Source organism: Nonomuraea sp. PA05, from assembly GCF_008086045.1.
In the GTDB taxonomy this organism is placed as follows: domain Bacteria; phylum Actinomycetota; class Actinomycetes; order Streptosporangiales; family Streptosporangiaceae; genus Nonomuraea; species Nonomuraea monospora.
Genome location: NZ_VSEY01000015.1, coordinates 170226 through 186463, shown reverse-complemented (window position 1 = coordinate 186463; position 16238 = coordinate 170226). Strand labels below are relative to the sequence as shown.

Here is a 16238-nt window from a genome sequence, read left to right as displayed (position 1 = left end):
GTACGTGCGATTCAGCGTCTCAACATTTTCCTTCGCAGGCGAGATCTTTGCGAAGATATTTTTCAGTCCTTAACGTCCATGCCACGAGTGCCACAGAGCCGCGTACGCCCCCTCGGCCGCCACCAGCTCGTCGTGTGTCCCCAGCTCAGTGAGCCGCCCGTCCTGCATCACCGCCACCCGGTCCGCGTCGTGCGCGGTCTGCAGCCGGTGCGCGATGGCGATGACCGTGCGGCCCCGCAGCACGGCCGCCAGCGCGCGCTCCGTGTGCCTGGCCGTGCGCGGGTCCAGCAGCGCGGTCGCCTCGTCGAGGATCAGCGTGTGCGGGTCGGCCAGCACCACGCGGGCCAGCGCCAGCTGCTGGGCCTGCGCGCCGTCCGGGTGGTGGGCGCCGTGGCCGAGGCCGGTGTCCAGGCCGCAGGGCAGGTCGTCGATCCAGTCCGCGCCCACCGCCGCCAGGGCCGCGCGCAGCTCCGCGTCCGTGGCCGAGGGGGCGGCGATCCGCAGGTTGTCGCGCACGGTGCCGAGGAACACGTGGTGCTCCTGGGTGACCAGGATGACGCGCTCGCGGAGCTGGGCCGGGCCCAGGTCGGCCACCGGGACGCCGCCCACCGTGACGGAGCCCGCCCTCGGCGCGTCCATGCCCGCCAGCAGCCGGCCGAGCGTCGTCTTGCCCGCGCCCGACGGGCCGACGATCGCCAGCCGCTCGCCGGGGCGCACCCGCAGGTCAACCCCGTGCAGGACGTCCGGGCCGCCCTCGTAGGCGAAACGCACCCCCGACACCTCGATGCGGTCGTCGGCCGGCACGGGGGAGTTCTCGGCCGGCGTGGCGGTCAGGGCCAGGCCCTCCACGCGGGCGAACGAGGCGGTGCTGCTCTGCAGGCGTTCGAGCTGCTCCAGAATGGTGTTGAGCGGCGCGGAGAGCTGGGTCAGATAGAGCGCCGCGGCCACCACCGTGCCCAGCGTCACCGTGCTCGGCTCCCGCATCAGCAGCGCCCCGCCCAGCAGCAGGACGGCCGTGACCGGCAGCACGTGCGAGACGTCCACCACCGGGAACAGCACGCTGCGCAGCCCGAGCGTCTTCAGCCGGGTCCGCCGGCACTCCTCGATCGCGCCCTGGCAGGCGTCGATGCGGCGCTCCTCCAGACGCAGCGCCTCCATCGTGCGGGCGCCGCCCGTGGTCGACGCCAGCTCCTCGGCGAGCGCCGAGTTCGCCGACCCCTCATCCAGGTACGCCGTCACCGCCCGCCGCAGGTACCACCGGGACGCGAACCAGATGCCCACCAGGCTCAGCAGCCCGCACGCGCCCAGCAGCGGATCCAGCACGAAGACCGCCACCAGCACGAACACCGCCCGCACGGCCGAGATCGCCACGTCCGGCCCCGCGTCACGCAGCGTCGCCCCCACGGAGGCCACGTCGGTGGTGCCCCGCGTGGTCAGGTCGCCCGTGCCGGCCCGCTCGACCGCCGACGACGGCAGGGCCAGTGCCCGCTCCGTGAACTGCTCCCTGATGCGGGCCAGGGTGCGTTCGCCGAAGCGGTGGCCGACGTAGCTCGCGTACCTGGACAGGATGAGCTGGGCGACGGCGCAGACCAGGATGGCCAGGGCCAGGCGGTCCACCGTGGTCAGGCCGGCGCCGGCCTTGACCTCGTCGATGATGCGGCCCAGCAGCCATGGTGCGGCCAGGCCCGCGATGGCGGCGAGGGCGTTGAGGGTGAGCATGCCGGTGAAGGCGCGGGCGTCCAGGCGGATCAGGCGGAGGGCGGCGCGGCGGGTCTGCTCGGGCTCGGCGATGGGCAGGGCGCCGGGGGCGTCGTTCTGGGCGGGGGTCGGTTGCGGGGCGGCGGCGCTCATCCGACCCGCTCCTCGGTCGCGACGCCGCCACTTCCGTCCCTCCCGCTGCCTTCGCCGCCACCGCCACCGCGGCCACCGCCGTTAGCGCCGCCACCGCCGCCACCGCGGTCACCGCCGCCGGCGCTGTCGTGGCCGGAGTCGTCGGCTTCCGTGCCGTTGTCGTCGTCGTCATCCGTGCCGCGCGAGACCAGCGCGCGGTAGCCGGGCTGGTCGCGTAGCAGGTCGTGGTGGGTGCCCGAAGCCGCCGGCACGCCGTCCACCAGGTAGTGCACGATGTCCGCCCGGTCCAGGACGAGCGGCGAGGTGGTGGCCACCGCCGTGGTACGCCCGGCGCGGGCCGCCCGCAACCGGGCCGCCACCGTCGCCTCCGTGTGGGCGTCCAGGGCGGAGGTGGGCTCGGCGGCCAGCAGGATCTCCGGGTCGGCCAGCAGCGCGCGGGCCAGCCGAAGGCGCTGCCGCTGCCCGCCCGACAGGTTGCGGCCCTGGGCGGCGATCGGCGCGTCCAGCCCATGCGGCAGAGCCTGGACGACGTCGTCCGCCATGGCCGCGTGCACCGCCCGCATGACAGCCTCGTCCACCATGGCCGTGTGCGCGGCCCGCATGACAGCCTCGTCCACCATGGCCGTGTGCGCGGCCCGCGTGACGGCGGTGTCCGCCGATGCGGTTCCGCGGCCCGCGATGACCGTGCGCAAGGTGCCCGCGAACAGGTCGGCCTCGTTGTCGGCGACCAGGATCCGCTCCCGCACCTGCGCGGGGTCGATGTCGCCGAGCCGCACCCCGCCCCACGTCACGTCCGACGCCGCGAACCCGCCCAGCCGGTCCAGCACCGCCACCGTCTCCGCCGGACGCGCGCTGACCAGCGCGGTCAGCGTGCCGGGCGGGATCTCGACGCCGGACGCCGGGTCGCGCAAGGGGGCGGGCGACGAGGGGGCGTCGAGGCCGCCGTCCGGCCGGCCGGGCTTGAGGGTCAGGAAGTGCACGACCCTGCGGGCGGCGACGAGGCCGCGCCCGATGTCGTAGCCGCCCTCGACGAAGAACGCGACGGGCACGACCAGCACGGCGGCGTACCCGTACACGGCGACCAGTTCGCCGACGGTGATGTCCCCCTGCACGGCCATCCGGGCCGCCAGCCACGTCACCGCGCCCAGGAACAGGGTGGGCAGCCCGACCCCCAGGGCGTGGATCCAGCTCGTCACCGCTCCCACGCGGTACCCCTGCTCCCGCAGTTCCTGGGAGCCCTGCCGGTAGCGGGCGGCGTACACGTCCTTGCCGCCGATGCCGTTCAGCACCCGCAGGCCGCCCGCGATGTCGGCGAAGCGCGCGGCCAGGTCGCCCTGCCGGATCCGGTAGGCGGTCTCCGCGCCGCGCAGCCGTCCCAGCAGGGGGCCGAGCAGCACGACGAGCAGCGGCACGCCGAGCAGCACCACGGCGGCCAGCAAGGGGGAGACGGTCAGCAGCAGGCCTGCCACGACCGCGTAGGCCAGCACCGCGCCGACGCCGGGCCCGGTGACGGTGAGCGTGCCGCTCATCATGGCGGCGTCGCCGAACCCGATCGTGACCACTTCTCCGGCCGTCACCTTGCGTGGCAGCGCCGCGCCCAGGCGCGTCGCCTGCAACGCCACCACCTGGACGGAACGGAACGCGGCGTCCATGCGCACCCGGGTCATCGTCCGGTGCCGCATGATGGCCAGCCAGGCGTTCAGCACGCCGACGCCGAACACGGCGGCGACCCAGCCGGCCAGCACGGGGTAGCGTCCGGTGGCCAGGCCGTCGTCGATGGCGCGGGACAGGAAGTACGGCGGCAGCGTCAGGGTGACCATCCACGCCGTGCCCAGGGCGGCGCCCGCCATGACCCGGCCGCGCTGCTGGGTGACGAGCCACCACAGGTAGCGTCCGGCGCTGCGGCAGTCAGGGGTCCCCGGGTGCATTGTCCGATCCGCCATATCTCGCACCCTATTGAGCGGGAAGTCCCGTTCCTGGGGCGGGTCACGGCACGAGGACGACCTTGCCCGTCGTCTGCCTGGCCTCCAGCGCCGCGTGGGCCGCGGCGGCCTGCGACAGCGGGAACACCTGCACGTCCGGCACCAGCGTGCCGTCGGCCGCCGCCGCCAGCGCCTTGACCTCGTACGCCGGACGCTCCTCCGGCCGGCCGATCAGCAGCAGCAGGGCGTTCGTCACGGTCAGCCCGCGCTCCTCGACCGTTGCGGCGTCCGGCGTGAAGTCGCCCTGCGAGGCGTTGCCGATGGTGACGTACCGGCCGCCGTCGGCCAGCAGCTCGAACGCCGCCCGCGCCTTGTCGCCGCCCACCCCGTCCAGCAGGGCGGTGACCTTCCTGCCGCCCAGCCACGAGGCGACCTCCTCCTGCCAGGACGGCCGGTCGTAGTCCACGGCGAAGTCGGCCCCCAGCTCGCGGACCGCCGCCACCTTGGCGGGGCCGCCCGCCGCGCCGATCACCTTGGCGCCGAGGCGGCGGGCGTACTGGATGACGAGCCGCCCGATCCCGCCCGCCGCCGAGGTCACCAGGACGACGTCGGACGCGGTCAGCTCGGCCACGTCCAGGAACTGGAGCGTCGTGACACCGGTGACGATCATCGACACGGCGGCCTCGTGGCTCAACCCGGCGGGCAGCCGATGCACGCTCCGCACGTCGGCCACGGCCAGCTCCGCGTACCCGCCTGGCCGGCCGCCCGCCGTCACCACCGCACGGCCGATCCAGGCGGCGTCCACCCCGGGGCCGACCGCGTCCACCACTCCGGACACCTCACCACCGAAGATCGTCGGCAGCTCGGGCTGCGGCGGCAGGGAGTCACTGGCCCGGCCGGAACGCAGGATGGCCTCCACGAAGTGCACCCCGGCCGCCTTGACGGCGATGCGCACCTGGCCGGGGCCTGGCTCGGGGTCGGGGACGCTCTCGTAGGACAGGTTCTCGGCGGGGCCGAAGGCGTGCAGGACGACGGCGCGCATGATGTTCTCCCGTAGGTCGCGGTACTTGCCTACGAGCCTGCAACCTCAACTTTGCTTCAGGTCAAGCCGTCGTCCGCTGCCTCGCTCGTGCGACCGGCTCGCCCTGTCATCGGACGTCGAGCACCGCCTTACCGTGCAACCGGCCCTCCATCAGGGCGGCGACGGCCTCGTCCGCCCGCTCCCACCCACCCCGCCACGAGATGCCGGGATCGAGGTCACCGGCGGCCACCCGCCCGGCCAGCCAGGTCAGATCGGGCACCAGATCCCCGCCGTCCAGCAGGTAGAACGTGACGAGAGCCCGATCGTGCCGCCCGTCGTTCCCGAACAGCGCCCCGAACGGGAACGTCTCCGCCTCACCCGTCCCGTGACCGACGGCGACGAGCGTGCCGTGCGGCGCCAGCTTGCCGAACGCCGCCACGAGCTGGGGCCCGCCCACGTTGTCCACCACCCCGTCCACCAGGCCGTCGGCCTGCCCGGGGTGCGCCACCACCTCGTGGGCGCCCAGCGCGCGCAGCCCGTCGCCGTGCCGCGCAGGGTCGCCGGTCGAGGCGATGACGTGGGCGCTGGCGCGGCGGGCGAGCTGCACGGCGTACCGTCCGACACCGCCGGTCGCGCCCGTGACCAGCACCCGCCTGCCCAGCAGCGGCCCGATCCTGCGCAGCGCCCGCACGGCGCTGGCCCCCGCCACCGGCACGGTGCTGATCGCCCCGAGGTCGGCCCCTTCCGGAACGACGCCGAGCGCCGAGGTGTCCACGGCCCGCGACTCCGCCCACGCGCCGCCGAGCCCGACAGTGACCACGGAGGTGCCCACGGCCGGGCCCGAGCCGTCGGCGGCGGCGCGCTCGACCACCCCGGCGGCGTCCCAGCCGGGCACGGCGCCGTCGGCGGAGCCGCCGATGCCGTGCTTGACCTCGCCGAAGTTGAGCGAGGTGGCGTGCACCCTGACCAGGGCCTGGTGCGGCTCGGGCACGGGGTCGGGCGCCTCGCCGAGGCGCAGGCCGGAGGCGGTCGAATGGTCGATCAGCAAAGCACGCACGAGAAGGCGCCTTCCCACTGGGACAGCAACAACCCCTCCTTTATGCCACTCAGTGGCGAAAGCGCGCAAGTGGCCTTCGCGCCTCGAATACACTGTTGCCCATGACCGTCGCACCGCCCCCACTGCGCGAACGCAAGAAGCTGCGCACCCGGCAGGCCCTGATCGACACCGCCCTCGACCTGTTCACCAGCCGCGGCTTCAGCGGGGTCACGCTGGACGAGCTCTGCGAGGAGGTGGAGGTCTCCAAACGCACGTTCTTCCGGTACTTCGCCGGCAAGGAGGACGTCGCGATGGCGCCGCTGCACGACATGTGGCGGGCCTTCCTGGAGGAGCTGGAGACGGTCCCGGCGGATGGGCGTCCGCTGGTGGAGCTCATGGAGGCGACGCTGCTGGCCGCGCTGGAACGGGTCGCCGACGAGGCGTGGGCGGGCCGGGCGGTGCTGAGCTACCGGCTGTCGCAGGAGACGTCCTCCATGGACGCGCACAACCTGCACTTCTGCGAGAGCACCCTGGGGACCGTGGTGGAGGTGCTGCACCGGCGGCTCGATCTGCCCGACGACCCGCGTACGCGGCTGGCGGGGGACATGCTGGTGGCGGCCTGGCGGGTCGCGGCCGGTGGGTGGGCGGCCACGGCGGGCGATCCACCGTCCGTGCCGGACCTCGCCGCCCGCTTCCACGAGGCCGTCGCCGCCCTGCCGGGCAGCCTCACCCTGACCGCCAGCCCACGCCCTCAGCAGCCCTGACCACCGCGGGTCAGGGAACGAGCTTGAGCGAAGGCCGCCGATCCGGCAGCCCGATCAACTCACGTACCCGCGCGATGGGCCAGGCCAGCTCCTGCGCCAGCATCGCGGCACTCAACCCGCTCTCCCGCCCCGCCAGCTCGAAGGCCTGAGCCAGCAGCACAGGCTGCTCCCCCGGATACCCGGACACCGGCTCATTCGTGAACCCGGGCTGCTCACGCAACGCAGCCAGCCGCTGATAGGCGCGCCCAGCGGCGGAGTCGGACAGCAGCCCCGTCTCCCTGCACCGGTACAGCAGCGAGTCAACCGAAACCCCCCACGTGAGCCGCAACTCCGCCAGCCGCCGCAGATCGGCCCGGAGCGGAAGCTGAGGCAGGATGCTGTCGCGCGGCGTGAGGAACTCGGCCGCGAACGCGTCGGCCTCCCGCTCCTGATGCGTGTCACCCGCCGCCGTGTCGCCGTGCAGCACCAGATGTCCCAGCTCGTGAGCGGCGGTGAAGCGGTGCCGGTAGATGTCGTCGAACCGGTTGGGCGTCAGCACCACGATCGGCCGCGGCAGGCTGGAGGTGGAGAAGGCGTCGACGGTGACCGCGTCGGGGTCGTGGCGCGGGAAGGCCACGACGATGCCGTGCGACTCCATGCGCCGCACGAGGTGCCCGATCGGGCCGGTGCCGAGCCCCCAGTGGGCGCGCAGCGCGCGGGCCGCGCCCGCCGGGTCGCGCGGCAGGTCGGAGTGCATCTCGCCGCCCGCGAAGCCCGGCAGGTCGACGAGGGGCAGCTGGACGCGTTTCTCCAGCGCGTACGTGAGCTCCCACACCTGCTCGACGAACGCCACGGCCTTGGCCCGCTGGTAGGCACGCGTGGAGCGGAGGCTGCGGAAGTGCGCCATGGAGCCGTCGAGCTTGCCGTGCGGCCGCCCCGGCAGGAAGAACGCCATCGGCACCGCCAGCACCTCGGCCAGCCTCGGGATCAGGTCGGGGCGCGGCCGGGTGACGCCGGACTCGTACTGGCCGACGGCGGCGGGGGAGACGCCGAGGTGCTCGGCGACCTCCTTCTTGGTGAGCGCGGCCAGATGGCGGGCCTGGGTGAGGCGGGTGGCGTCGAACGCGTCGGCGACCGCCTGCGGGCTCGGCCCGCCCGCCCTCGCACCCCGCCCGCCCGCCTCCCGCTCCATGCCGACGTCGCGCACCGATGGCGGCTCATGCTCCGTCCTGGAGCCGCGCACCGATGGCGGCTCATGCTCCGTCCTGGAGCCGCGCACCGATGGCGGCTCATGCTCCGTCCTGGAGCCGCGCACCGATGGCGGCTCATGCTCCGTCCTGGAGCCGCGTACCGACGGCGGCTCGTGGCCCGTGCCGGAGTCACGCACCGCTGGCGGCTTCTGGCCCGAACGGGAGCTGCTCGCTGACCGGCACCGCGAGCCGGCCGGCGCCCGTGCGCGGGTTGAGCGCGGGCGCGGGCGGCACGCCCTGGTCGAACGCCGCCGCCTCGCCCTCACGCCGGGCCGGCGCCGCGCTCTCCTGGACCAGCGGGATCTCCTCGCAGTGGTGCCAGCGCAGGCTGCCGGTGCGGTCGAGCAGCTCGGCCTCGCCCCACCAGGCGTCGAGCAGCCCGGCGTGCGCGTTGCAGGCGTACGCGATGAGCACCAGCCGGGTGTCCTCCGGCAGGTCGCCGAGCGCTTCGGCGACCGGGACGGCGTGCGGCGCGACATCCTGCAGTGCGAGCTGCCGCATCCGCGGCTCGGGCCCGAACCGGTTGAACAGCGCCTGCACCAGCGCGGACGGCCGCCCGTCGCCGATGCGCGCGCTCATCACGCTGATCGAACGGTCCTTGGCGTAGCGGAACGGGAACAGCAGCTTGCCGTCGAGCACCACCAGCTCGTGCTGGGAGCCGCCGGGCTTGACGACGTGCACGTCGCCCAGGTCCTCGAAGGCCTCGGCCAGCGCCTCGAACTTGCGCGACATGAGCGTGAACCCGAACGGGTGCAGGTGATCGGTCTGCGCCACCTTCTGCGCGTCGAGCGCGTTCTCCAGCGCCACCGACAGCGCCTCGGCCACGCCCTGTCTGATCAGGGGAACGCGCTGCCCGAACGTGTCCTGGGCCCACTGGGACATCCGCATGCCCGACCTCCCGCCGCTTTACTTTCCAACATCATAGACCCGCTGCGGCTTCATGTTGCCCTTGCGACACACCCGCCTCTTGGCCGCCTTGTAGGCGTGTATGACAATATTTCGCGCGTGACCAAGTGGACCGTCAACTGCTCGATCCTCTACACGGATCTCCCCCTCCTCGAACGCCCCGCCGCGGCGGCGGCCGACGGGTTCGGGGCCGTGGAGTTCTGGTGGCCGTGGCCGGTGGCGGTGCCGGGTGACCGCGAGGTGGACACGTTCGTCCGGGCGGTCGAGGACGCGGGCGTACGCCTCACCGGCCTGAACTTCTTCGCCGGCGACATGCCCGGCGGCGACCGCGGCGTGGTGTCGTGGCCGGGCCGAACGCGCGAGCTGCTCGACAACATCCCCGTGGTGGCGGCGATCGGCGAGCGCCTGGGCTGCCGCGCCTTCAACGCCCTGTACGGCAACCGCGTCCCGGAGTCCGACGCCCGCGAGCAGGACGAGCTGGCCGTCGAGCTGCTGGCCGCCTGCGTGGCGGGCGTGCCGGGCACCGTCCTGCTCGAACCGGTCAGCGGCGCGCCCCGCTACCCGCTGCTGACGGCGGCCGACGCGGTGGCGGTGCTCGACCGGGTGCCCGGCGCGGGGCTGCTCGCCGACTTCTACCACCTGGCCGTCAACGGTGATGACGTGCCGGCCGTCATCGAACGGTACGGCTCGCGCATCGCACACGTACAGATCGCCGACGCGCCGGGCAGAGGCGCGCCGGGGAGCGGCGAGCTGCCGCTGCGGCAGTGGCTCGACGACCTGCGCGCCGCCGGGTACGACGGCCACGTAGGCCTGGAGTACCAGGCGAAGGGCGGCCAGGACGCGTTCGCCTGGCTCCCCAGAGAACACCGCACACCCGCGTAACCCACCACCTGGAAGGGACATCGACGTGACCGCCATCGCCTTCATCGGCCTCGGCATCATGGGCAGCCCCATGGCCGTCCACCTGGTCAAGGCGGGACACGCCGTGTCCGGCTACAACCGCACGCCCGGGAAGGCCGGGCCGCTGGCGGGGGCGGGCGGCCGGGTGGCGGAGTCGATCGCCGACGCCGTGACGGGCGCCGAGGTGGTCGCGCTCATGGTGCCCGACTCACCCGACGTCCAGGACGTGCTGACCGGCCAGGACGGCGTCTTCGAGCACGCCGCCCCCGGCACGCTGATCATCGACTTCTCCTCGATCCGCCCGGACGTCACGCGCGAGCTGGCCGGGGAGGCGGCCCGGCGCGGTCTGCGCTACCTGGACGCGCCCGTCTCGGGCGGCGAGGCGGGCGCGAAGAACGCGACCCTGTCGATCATGGTCGGCGGCGAGGCCGACGCGTTCGAGGCGGCGGGGCCGGTCTTCGAGGCGGTCGGCAAGACCGTCGTGCACGTCGGCCCGAGCGGCTCCGGCCAGACGGTCAAGGCCGCCAACCAGCTCATCGTGGCGGCCAACATCGAGGCGCTGGCGGAGGCGGTGGTGTTCCTGCGGGCGTACGGGGTGGATCTGGAGGCGGCGCTGGACGTGCTCGGCGGCGGCCTGGCGGGCTCGGCCGTGCTCGCGCAGAAGCGCGCCAACATGGCCGGCCACTCCTTCGAGCCGGGCTTCCGCCTCGCGCTGCACCACAAGGACATGGGCATCGTCACCACGGCCGCCCGCGAGGCCGGAGTGGTGCTGCCGCTCGGCGCGCTGGTGGCCCAGCTCGTCGCGTCGGCGAACGCGGTCGGCGACGGCGACCTCGACCACTCGGCCCTGCTGCGCGGCGTCGAACGCCTTTCCGGAACCACCTGACATTCCCAAGGCAACCCCAAGATTGTCACTCTAAGTGACAAGTGCTGCGGGTCTTTGATTACTTAACGTAATCACCGCTGTAGACGTGGGCCATGTTCACTTTGCGATCATGGCCTGCCCGCGCGGCGGCCGCCACGACCATGACCCTCCTGGTCCTGGCCCCGGCGTCCCCCTCGGGCGCAGCCTCTCCCACCGAACTCCCGCCCACCCTCTCCGCCCCCGCCGCCCACGCCCAGCTCCAGCGGCTCACCGTCGCGGAACCCCGAGCCATGGCCGGCTACAGCCGCGCCCGCTTCCCCCACTGGACGTCGCAGGGCCGCTCCTGCGACACCCGCGAGACCGTCCTCGCCCGCGACGGCGCCGACGTCAAGCAGGACGAGAACTGCCGCGCCATCAGCGGAACCTGGCACAGCGTCTACGACGGCAAGGACATCACCAGCGCCTCGGCCATCGACATCGACCACATGGTGCCGCTCGCCCAGGCCTGGCGCTCAGGAGCCGACACCTGGACCGACGCCCGGCGCAAGCAGTTCGCCAACGACCTCGAAGGGCCGCAGCTCCTCGCCGTCTCGGCCGGCTCCAACCGGTCCAAGGGCGACCAGTCGCCGGACCAGTGGAAGCCGCCGCTGCGGTCGTACTGGTGCACGTACAGCCGGGCCTGGATCGACGTCAAGGCCCGCTACGACCTCACCATCACCGCCGCCGAACGGGACGCGCTGGCCGAGATGGTGGCGACCTGCTACGGGGCGCAGTGAGCGTCGAAACCTACGAGAGCAGCGTCGTCGCGGGGCCCGGCGGGGTGATGACCGAGGAGGTCGGCGTCATCACCGGCGAGGTCACCGTGCGGACCGTGGTGGCGGGGGAGCGCGTGACGGTGCGCGTGCAGTACCTCGACGCGGATGAGTGGTACGAGGTCGAGGGCAGCCCGCTCGGGCGGGCCGCCGATCGGGGGGCGCACCTTCATCAGGAGATCGTGCAGGCTGTGCGGCGTGGCATGCCGACAGGCCTGAACGGGTTCCGTTCACCTGCCTGACCGTCCGAACAGGCCGCGGCGCGTCGCCTCCATGTGCGGCGCGCCGTCTCGGCACCCCGGCGTGTCGCCTTCGCGTACGGCGCCCCAGCCCTACCCGGAGACGCGCCGGGCCAGCTCCTCGACCGTCAACGCCGCCCCGGGCGGCGCCGGCGCGGGATGGGCCCGCATCCCGGCGAGCACCAGTCGGGCGGCCCGCTCCCGCAACTCCTCACCCACCCCGGCAGGCACCGTGGGCAGCCCCCGGACGACCAGCCCGACGACCCCCACCACATCGCCGGCCCCCACATCGGCACGCAGCGCACCTTCGTCATGCCCTGCCCGCACGATCTCCTCGAGCACCTTCACGAGCCGGTCACCCGCCGCACCGTCCTCAGACGCGTCCGCCCCTCCGCCCTCAACGGCCACCAGCGGATCCAGCCCAGCCTCCGCGCACCCCACCACGAACCGGCTGAGCGCATCGAACGCCCAGGTCTCCTCCGACTGCGCCTCCTCGGCCAGCGCGATCATTCGATTCACCTGGTCAGCGAGCACAACCCCTCGATCGTTCGGGTTCCCCGCTGTCGGATGGCCCGGCGCGCTCATGCGGTCAGCCGCCTTCCCTGCTAGTCCTCAGCTTCCTCACAGCACCCTAACCCGCAGTGTGCGGGCCTGCCGTCCTACGCATTACTGTCGGTGCCGCCCCGTTCAATGTCCCCATGGAGACACGCGAAGGCCCGTTCTGGGACGTGATGGCCGGCCGGGTGCCGCCACCTCCCGCCGCGACCACGCTCGGCTGGGAGCTGCTGCGCATCGACCCCGACGAGGGGACGATCGAGGTGGCGTTCGAGGCGGACGCGAGCTTCACCAACCCGGTGGGCGCCGTCCAGGGCGGTTTCCTGGCGGCGATGCTCGACGACACGCTCGGTCCTGCGCTGGTGGCGACACTCCCGCCGGGCCAGTTCGCGCCGACGCTCGACCTGCACGTGCAGTTCCTCCGCCCGGCCCGCCCTGGCCGCCTGGTGGGCCGGGGCAGGGTGGTCCGGCGGGGGCGTCAGGTGTGCTTCATGTCGGGCGAGCTGCTCGGCCCGGACGGCGAGCCCGTCGCCGTGGCGACCGCGACCGCGCACATCCAGGCCATCACCCAGCCCTGACCGCCCAGCCCTGACCGCCCAGTTCCGCTGGGGCCTGGAGCGGGTGCTCGCCGGCGTGTCCCGCTGACCTGGCCGCCTCGGGGTACGGGGCAGGCATGACGCACACCATCGCCCGCGAAGCCGTACAGGATCTGCTGGCCACCAGGCAGGCGCAGCTCGTCGAAGTGCTGCCGGAACCCGAATACCAGTGGGCGCACCTGCCCGGAGCCGTCAACCTGCCGCTGGGCCGCATCGACGGCTCGCCGCCGCTGGAGCGGGATCGTCCGGTCATCGTCTACTGCCACGACGCGCTCTGCGACCTGAGCCCGCGCGCCGCGCACCGCCTCGAACGGCTGGGGTTCGGCGAGGTGTACGACTACGTGACCGGCAAGATGGACTGGCTCTCCGCCGACCTGCCCTACGACGGCCACGCCGCCCTGGTGTCCAGGAACGTGCGCAGGGACCCGGTGATCGCCGCGCTGGACGACCCGCTCGGCACGCTGACCGAGCGTCTCATCGCCGACCCGGCGGGGATGGCCGTCGTGGTGGACGAGGACGACGTCGTCCAGGGCGTCGTCGGGTCGCGCGGCTGAGGGGCGCCGACCTCGACGGCACCGCCGAGAGCGTGATGCGGGCCGGCGCCACCACCGTGCGGCCGAGCGAGGAGATCGACCCGCTGGTCCAGCGCATGGACCGGGCGAAGGTGGCTCACGTGGTGGTGACCCGGGCGGACGGGACGCTGGTGGGCCTGTTCGGCCTCGGCGACACCCGCCCGCCCGAGAACGACTCCGACCAGGGCTGACCCGGCCGGTGCCGGAACAGGCGCCACAACCGGGGCGTGGCTCAGGCGCGCCGGTCGAGGCGGAACGTCGGCTGCCCCGGCGCCCCCGGCTGCGCGTCGAGCGCCTTGTCGTCGAGGATCGGCACCGCGTCCTCGGCGACGAACACCCGCACGTCCTCCTTCTCCACCACCTGGTCCCCGGCCTGCGGGGTGCTCGTGAGCGTGACCTCCAGCGTGCCCGCCTCGTCGGCCTTGGGGGAGATCCGCAGCCCCGCGTCGGCGGGCACGTCCTCCCCGACCATGAGATCCCGGATGGCGACCACGGCGTTGTCGGTCAATGTCAGCACAACTTGCTCCTTCACTAGCGGAAGAACTCCGACTAACCCGCCTCCACGTACCCAAACACGGCATGCCGGGGCGGGGACCGGGTAGGCGCAACGGCATGGCTGAGACCGATGGAGCCGTGCTGGACGCCCTGCTCGACCGCTACGGCCGCACGTACGCGGCGGAGGCCGGCATCAAACTGTCCGACCAGCCGAAACCGCTCTACCAGTTGCTCGTCCTGGCCACCCTGCTCAGCGCCCGCATCTCGGCGGAGGTCGCCGTGGCCGCCGCGAAGGAGCTGTTCGCGGCCGGGTACGGCACGCCCAAGGGCATGCGCGAGGCGAGCTGGCAGGACCGGGTGGACGCGCTGGGCCGCGGCCACTACCGCCGCTACGACGAGCGCACTGCCACGATGCTCGGCGACGGCGCCGCCCTGATCGTCGACCGCTGGCGGGGCGACCTGCGCCGCCTGCGCGACGAGGCGGACGGCGACGAGCGGCGCATCACGGACCTGCTGATGGAGTTCCCCGGCATCGGGCCGACCGGCGCCGACATCTTCCTGCGCGAGGTCCAGGCCGTGTGGCCGCAGGTCGCCCCGCACCTGGACAAGCGGGTGCTGGACGGCGCGGGCAAGCTGGGGCTGCCCCGCCAGGCCCGCCCGCTGGCCGAGCTGGCGCACTCGGGCGCCGAGCTGGCTCGCCTGTCGGCCGCGCTGGTGCGCGTCTCGCGCAGCAAGAAGTCGGTGGACGCGGTCAAGTCCGCGGCGGCGGGCCGGTGACCACCTGTTAGGTTCGATCACATGGGTGAGTTTGTGAGCGTCGAGGTGGCCGACCAGATCGCCACGATCCGTCTCGACCGGCCGAAGATGAACGCCCTCAACGGCCAGGTCCAGCGCGAGCTGGCCGAGGCGGCCGGCATCGTGGACGCCGATCCGCAGGTGCAGGCGGTGATCCTGTACGGCGGGGAGCGGGTGTTCGCCGCCGGTGTGGACATCAAGGAGATGGCCGACATGTCGTACGCCGACATGGCCGCCCACTCCGGCACGCTCCAGGCCTGCTTCACCGCGGTCGCCAAGATCGGCAAGCCGGTCATCGCCGCGATCACCGGCTACGCCCTGGGCGGCGGCTGCGAGCTGGCACTCTGCGCCGACTTCAGGGTCGCGGGGGAGTCGGCGAAACTGGGGCAGCCGGAGATCCTGCTCGGGATCATCCCCGGCGCGGGCGGCACCCAGCGCCTGCCGCGCCTGGTCGGGCCCGCCCGCGCGAAGGACCTCATCTTCACCGGCCGCCACGTGCCCGCCGCCGAGGCGCTGGCGATCGGGCTGGTCGACCGGATGGTGCCGGACGAGCAGGTCTACACCGCCGCCCTGGAGTGGGCCGCCACCTTCGTGGGCGGGCCGGCCGTCGCGTTGCGTGCCGCCAAGCAGGCCGTGGATCACGGGCTGGAGACCGATCTGGACACGGGCATGGAGATCGAGCGGCTGCACTTCTCGGGGCTGTTCGCCACGGAGGACGCCAAGATCGGGTTGCGGGCGTTCGCGGAGAAGTCCAAGCCCAAGTTCACAGGTCGTTAGCGGGCTCAGACGAACAGCTCCTCGACGGTCAGGGCGGTCGCCGCGCGGTGCGCCCACTCGTCGAGCTGCTCCTGATCGCCGCACCCGGTGATGGCCGTCAACGCGTCGTCCGTGACGTTCACCCCGCGCGCCCGCAGCACGGCCAGCACGGCCCGCACCTTGCCCTCCGACAGCCCGGCGGCGCGTCCCCTGGCGAAGTGCTCGCGGGCGAACGGGCTGTACACCGGCCAGGTGGTGGACGACATGGTCTCCTCCAGAACCCGCCGGACGTCGGTCGAGGCCAGGCGGTAGGCGTACTCGTAGTAGCGGGCCCCGTGGCTCTCCTCCGTCTTGGCCAGCGCCTCCAGGAACGTCCCTGCGACCGCCGCGTCACCCCCGTGGGACAGGACGGACAGCACGGCCAGTTCCAGGCACTCCGCAGCCAGGGCGGGGTCGGAGATGGGCGTCACCTGGTCGGGCCCGACGACGAGCGGGTGCAGCACGTACCCGGGCAGGCTGGTGACCACGGGCTGGGCGGCCCAGTCGCAGACCAGGGCGTCGGGTGCGAGCACCAGCACCAGCACGGGGCGCCGGAGCAGCAGCCAGAGCGCCGCGCTGCGCCGCGCCCAGCCCTGCCGGTCCTCCTCCGACACGGTGTGCTGCAGCTCGACGATGACGCCGTGCGCGGGCTCGCACCAGGTCATGGGCACCGCCACGGCCGTGCCGGCGGGGGCCACCTCGACGAGGGTGCCGGAGGGCAGATCGATGTCGAACACGTCGCAGAGCAGATCGACGGCGAGGGTGGGCCGGTTCCGAAACAAGGCGTTCAGCGCCTCATGCACGGAGGAGGGCATGTCGCGGAACGTTAGCAGTCATGCACTGCATGTGTCCGACCGTTCGCCATATCCGGTCCGCGAACGGGCG

General features: G+C 73.3%; 19 protein-coding genes. 10 read left to right on the top strand and 9 right to left on the bottom strand.

Annotation, left to right across the window (positions count from 1 at the left end):
* Positions 1–69: 69 nt before the first annotated feature.
* The 4 genes from FXF51_RS24345 to FXF51_RS24325 form a co-directional block, all read right to left on the bottom strand.
* Positions 70–1851: an ABC transporter ATP-binding protein gene (locus FXF51_RS24345; protein WP_148436955.1), complete on the bottom strand. Its 1782-nt coding sequence runs from the start codon at positions 1849–1851 to the stop codon at positions 70–72.
* Entirely contained in the window at positions 1848–3794 is a 1947-nt protein-coding gene (locus tag FXF51_RS24335) for an ABC transporter transmembrane domain-containing protein (protein WP_262379803.1), read from the bottom strand. The genes FXF51_RS24345 and FXF51_RS24335 overlap by 4 nt, the downstream gene beginning before the upstream one ends.
* Before the next feature lie 43 nt (positions 3795–3837).
* On the bottom strand, positions 3838–4815 hold the full coding sequence (locus FXF51_RS24330; protein WP_148436954.1) for a zinc-binding dehydrogenase: 978 nt from the start codon (positions 4813–4815) through the stop codon (positions 3838–3840).
* A gap of 106 nt (positions 4816–4921) precedes the next feature.
* On the bottom strand, positions 4922–5851 hold the full coding sequence (locus tag FXF51_RS24325) for a zinc-binding dehydrogenase (RefSeq protein ID WP_148436953.1): 930 nt from the start codon (positions 5849–5851) through the stop codon (positions 4922–4924).
* A 101-nt stretch (positions 5852–5952) separates the two neighbouring features.
* On the opposite strand from FXF51_RS24325, the gene FXF51_RS24320 reads away from it, so the two are divergent.
* Positions 5953–6594, top strand: a complete 642-nt coding sequence (locus FXF51_RS24320; RefSeq protein WP_148436952.1) for a TetR/AcrR family transcriptional regulator — start codon at positions 5953–5955, stop codon at positions 6592–6594.
* A 10-nt stretch (positions 6595–6604) separates the two neighbouring features.
* Here FXF51_RS24320 and FXF51_RS24315 read toward each other — a convergent pair whose 3' ends face one another.
* Positions 6605–7960, bottom strand: coding sequence for a helix-turn-helix domain-containing protein (locus tag FXF51_RS24315; protein WP_262379802.1), 1356 nt, complete (start codon positions 7958–7960; stop codon positions 6605–6607).
* On the bottom strand, positions 7953–8711 hold the full coding sequence (locus tag FXF51_RS62750; protein WP_148436951.1) for a hypothetical protein: 759 nt from the start codon (positions 8709–8711) through the stop codon (positions 7953–7955). The genes FXF51_RS24315 and FXF51_RS62750 overlap by 8 nt, the downstream gene beginning before the upstream one ends.
* Positions 8712–8819: 108 nt before the next feature.
* On the opposite strand from FXF51_RS62750, the gene FXF51_RS62745 reads away from it, so the two are divergent.
* The 4 genes from FXF51_RS62745 to FXF51_RS24290 all read left to right on the top strand — a co-directional run bounded on the left by FXF51_RS62745 (position 8820) and on the right by FXF51_RS24290 (position 11548).
* The gene (locus FXF51_RS62745; protein ID WP_148437028.1) at positions 8820–9611 is read left to right on the top strand and encodes a hydroxypyruvate isomerase family protein; all 792 of its coding nucleotides are present in this window, start codon (positions 8820–8822) and stop codon (positions 9609–9611) included.
* Between the two features lie 19 nt (positions 9612–9630).
* Positions 9631–10515, top strand: coding sequence for a 2-hydroxy-3-oxopropionate reductase (locus FXF51_RS24300; RefSeq protein WP_411268375.1), 885 nt, complete (start codon positions 9631–9633; stop codon positions 10513–10515).
* 92 nt (positions 10516–10607) lie between these two features.
* Positions 10608–11270: an HNH endonuclease family protein gene (locus tag FXF51_RS24295; protein ID WP_148436949.1), complete on the top strand. Its 663-nt coding sequence runs from the start codon at positions 10608–10610 to the stop codon at positions 11268–11270.
* Positions 11267–11548 carry a hypothetical protein gene (locus FXF51_RS24290; protein WP_148436948.1) on the top strand — a complete coding sequence of 94 codons (282 nt, stop codon included), beginning with the start codon at positions 11267–11269 and terminating at the stop codon, positions 11546–11548. The genes FXF51_RS24295 and FXF51_RS24290 overlap by 4 nt, the downstream gene beginning before the upstream one ends.
* A gap of 90 nt (positions 11549–11638) precedes the next feature.
* Here FXF51_RS24290 and FXF51_RS24285 read toward each other — a convergent pair whose 3' ends face one another.
* The gene (locus FXF51_RS24285) at positions 11639–12064 is read right to left on the bottom strand and encodes a hypothetical protein (RefSeq protein WP_148436947.1); all 426 of its coding nucleotides are present in this window, start codon (positions 12062–12064) and stop codon (positions 11639–11641) included.
* 179 nt (positions 12065–12243) lie between these two features.
* Between FXF51_RS24285 and FXF51_RS24280 the strand changes: the two genes are divergently transcribed.
* From FXF51_RS24280 to FXF51_RS60955, 3 genes are all read left to right on the top strand, one after another.
* Positions 12244–12678 carry a PaaI family thioesterase gene (locus FXF51_RS24280; protein WP_148436946.1) on the top strand — a complete coding sequence of 145 codons (435 nt, stop codon included), beginning with the start codon at positions 12244–12246 and terminating at the stop codon, positions 12676–12678.
* Between the two features lie 95 nt (positions 12679–12773).
* Positions 12774–13250 (top strand): rhodanese-like domain-containing protein, encoded by a 477-nt coding sequence (locus FXF51_RS24275; protein ID WP_148436945.1) that lies wholly within the window; start codon positions 12774–12776, stop codon positions 13248–13250.
* A gap of 32 nt (positions 13251–13282) precedes the next feature.
* Complete coding sequence (locus FXF51_RS60955) at positions 13283–13459, top strand: hypothetical protein (protein WP_187414543.1); 177 nt, start codon at positions 13283–13285, stop codon at positions 13457–13459.
* Positions 13460–13500: 41 nt separating this feature from the next.
* Here the strand turns inward: FXF51_RS60955 and FXF51_RS24270 are convergent, their stop codons facing one another.
* Positions 13501–13785, bottom strand: a complete 285-nt coding sequence (locus tag FXF51_RS24270) for a hypothetical protein (protein ID WP_148436944.1) — start codon at positions 13783–13785, stop codon at positions 13501–13503.
* Positions 13786–13880: 95 nt separating this feature from the next.
* Between FXF51_RS24270 and FXF51_RS24265 the strand changes: the two genes are divergently transcribed.
* Positions 13881–14540, top strand: coding sequence for a hypothetical protein (locus FXF51_RS24265; protein ID WP_148436943.1), 660 nt, complete (start codon positions 13881–13883; stop codon positions 14538–14540).
* Positions 14541–14561: 21 nt separating this feature from the next.
* On the top strand, positions 14562–15335 hold the full coding sequence (locus FXF51_RS24260; RefSeq protein ID WP_148436942.1) for an enoyl-CoA hydratase/isomerase family protein: 774 nt from the start codon (positions 14562–14564) through the stop codon (positions 15333–15335).
* 5 nt (positions 15336–15340) lie between these two features.
* Here the strand turns inward: FXF51_RS24260 and FXF51_RS24255 are convergent, their stop codons facing one another.
* Positions 15341–16168: a hypothetical protein gene (locus tag FXF51_RS24255; RefSeq protein ID WP_148436941.1), complete on the bottom strand. Its 828-nt coding sequence runs from the start codon at positions 16166–16168 to the stop codon at positions 15341–15343.
* Positions 16169–16238: the final 70 nt, after the last annotated feature.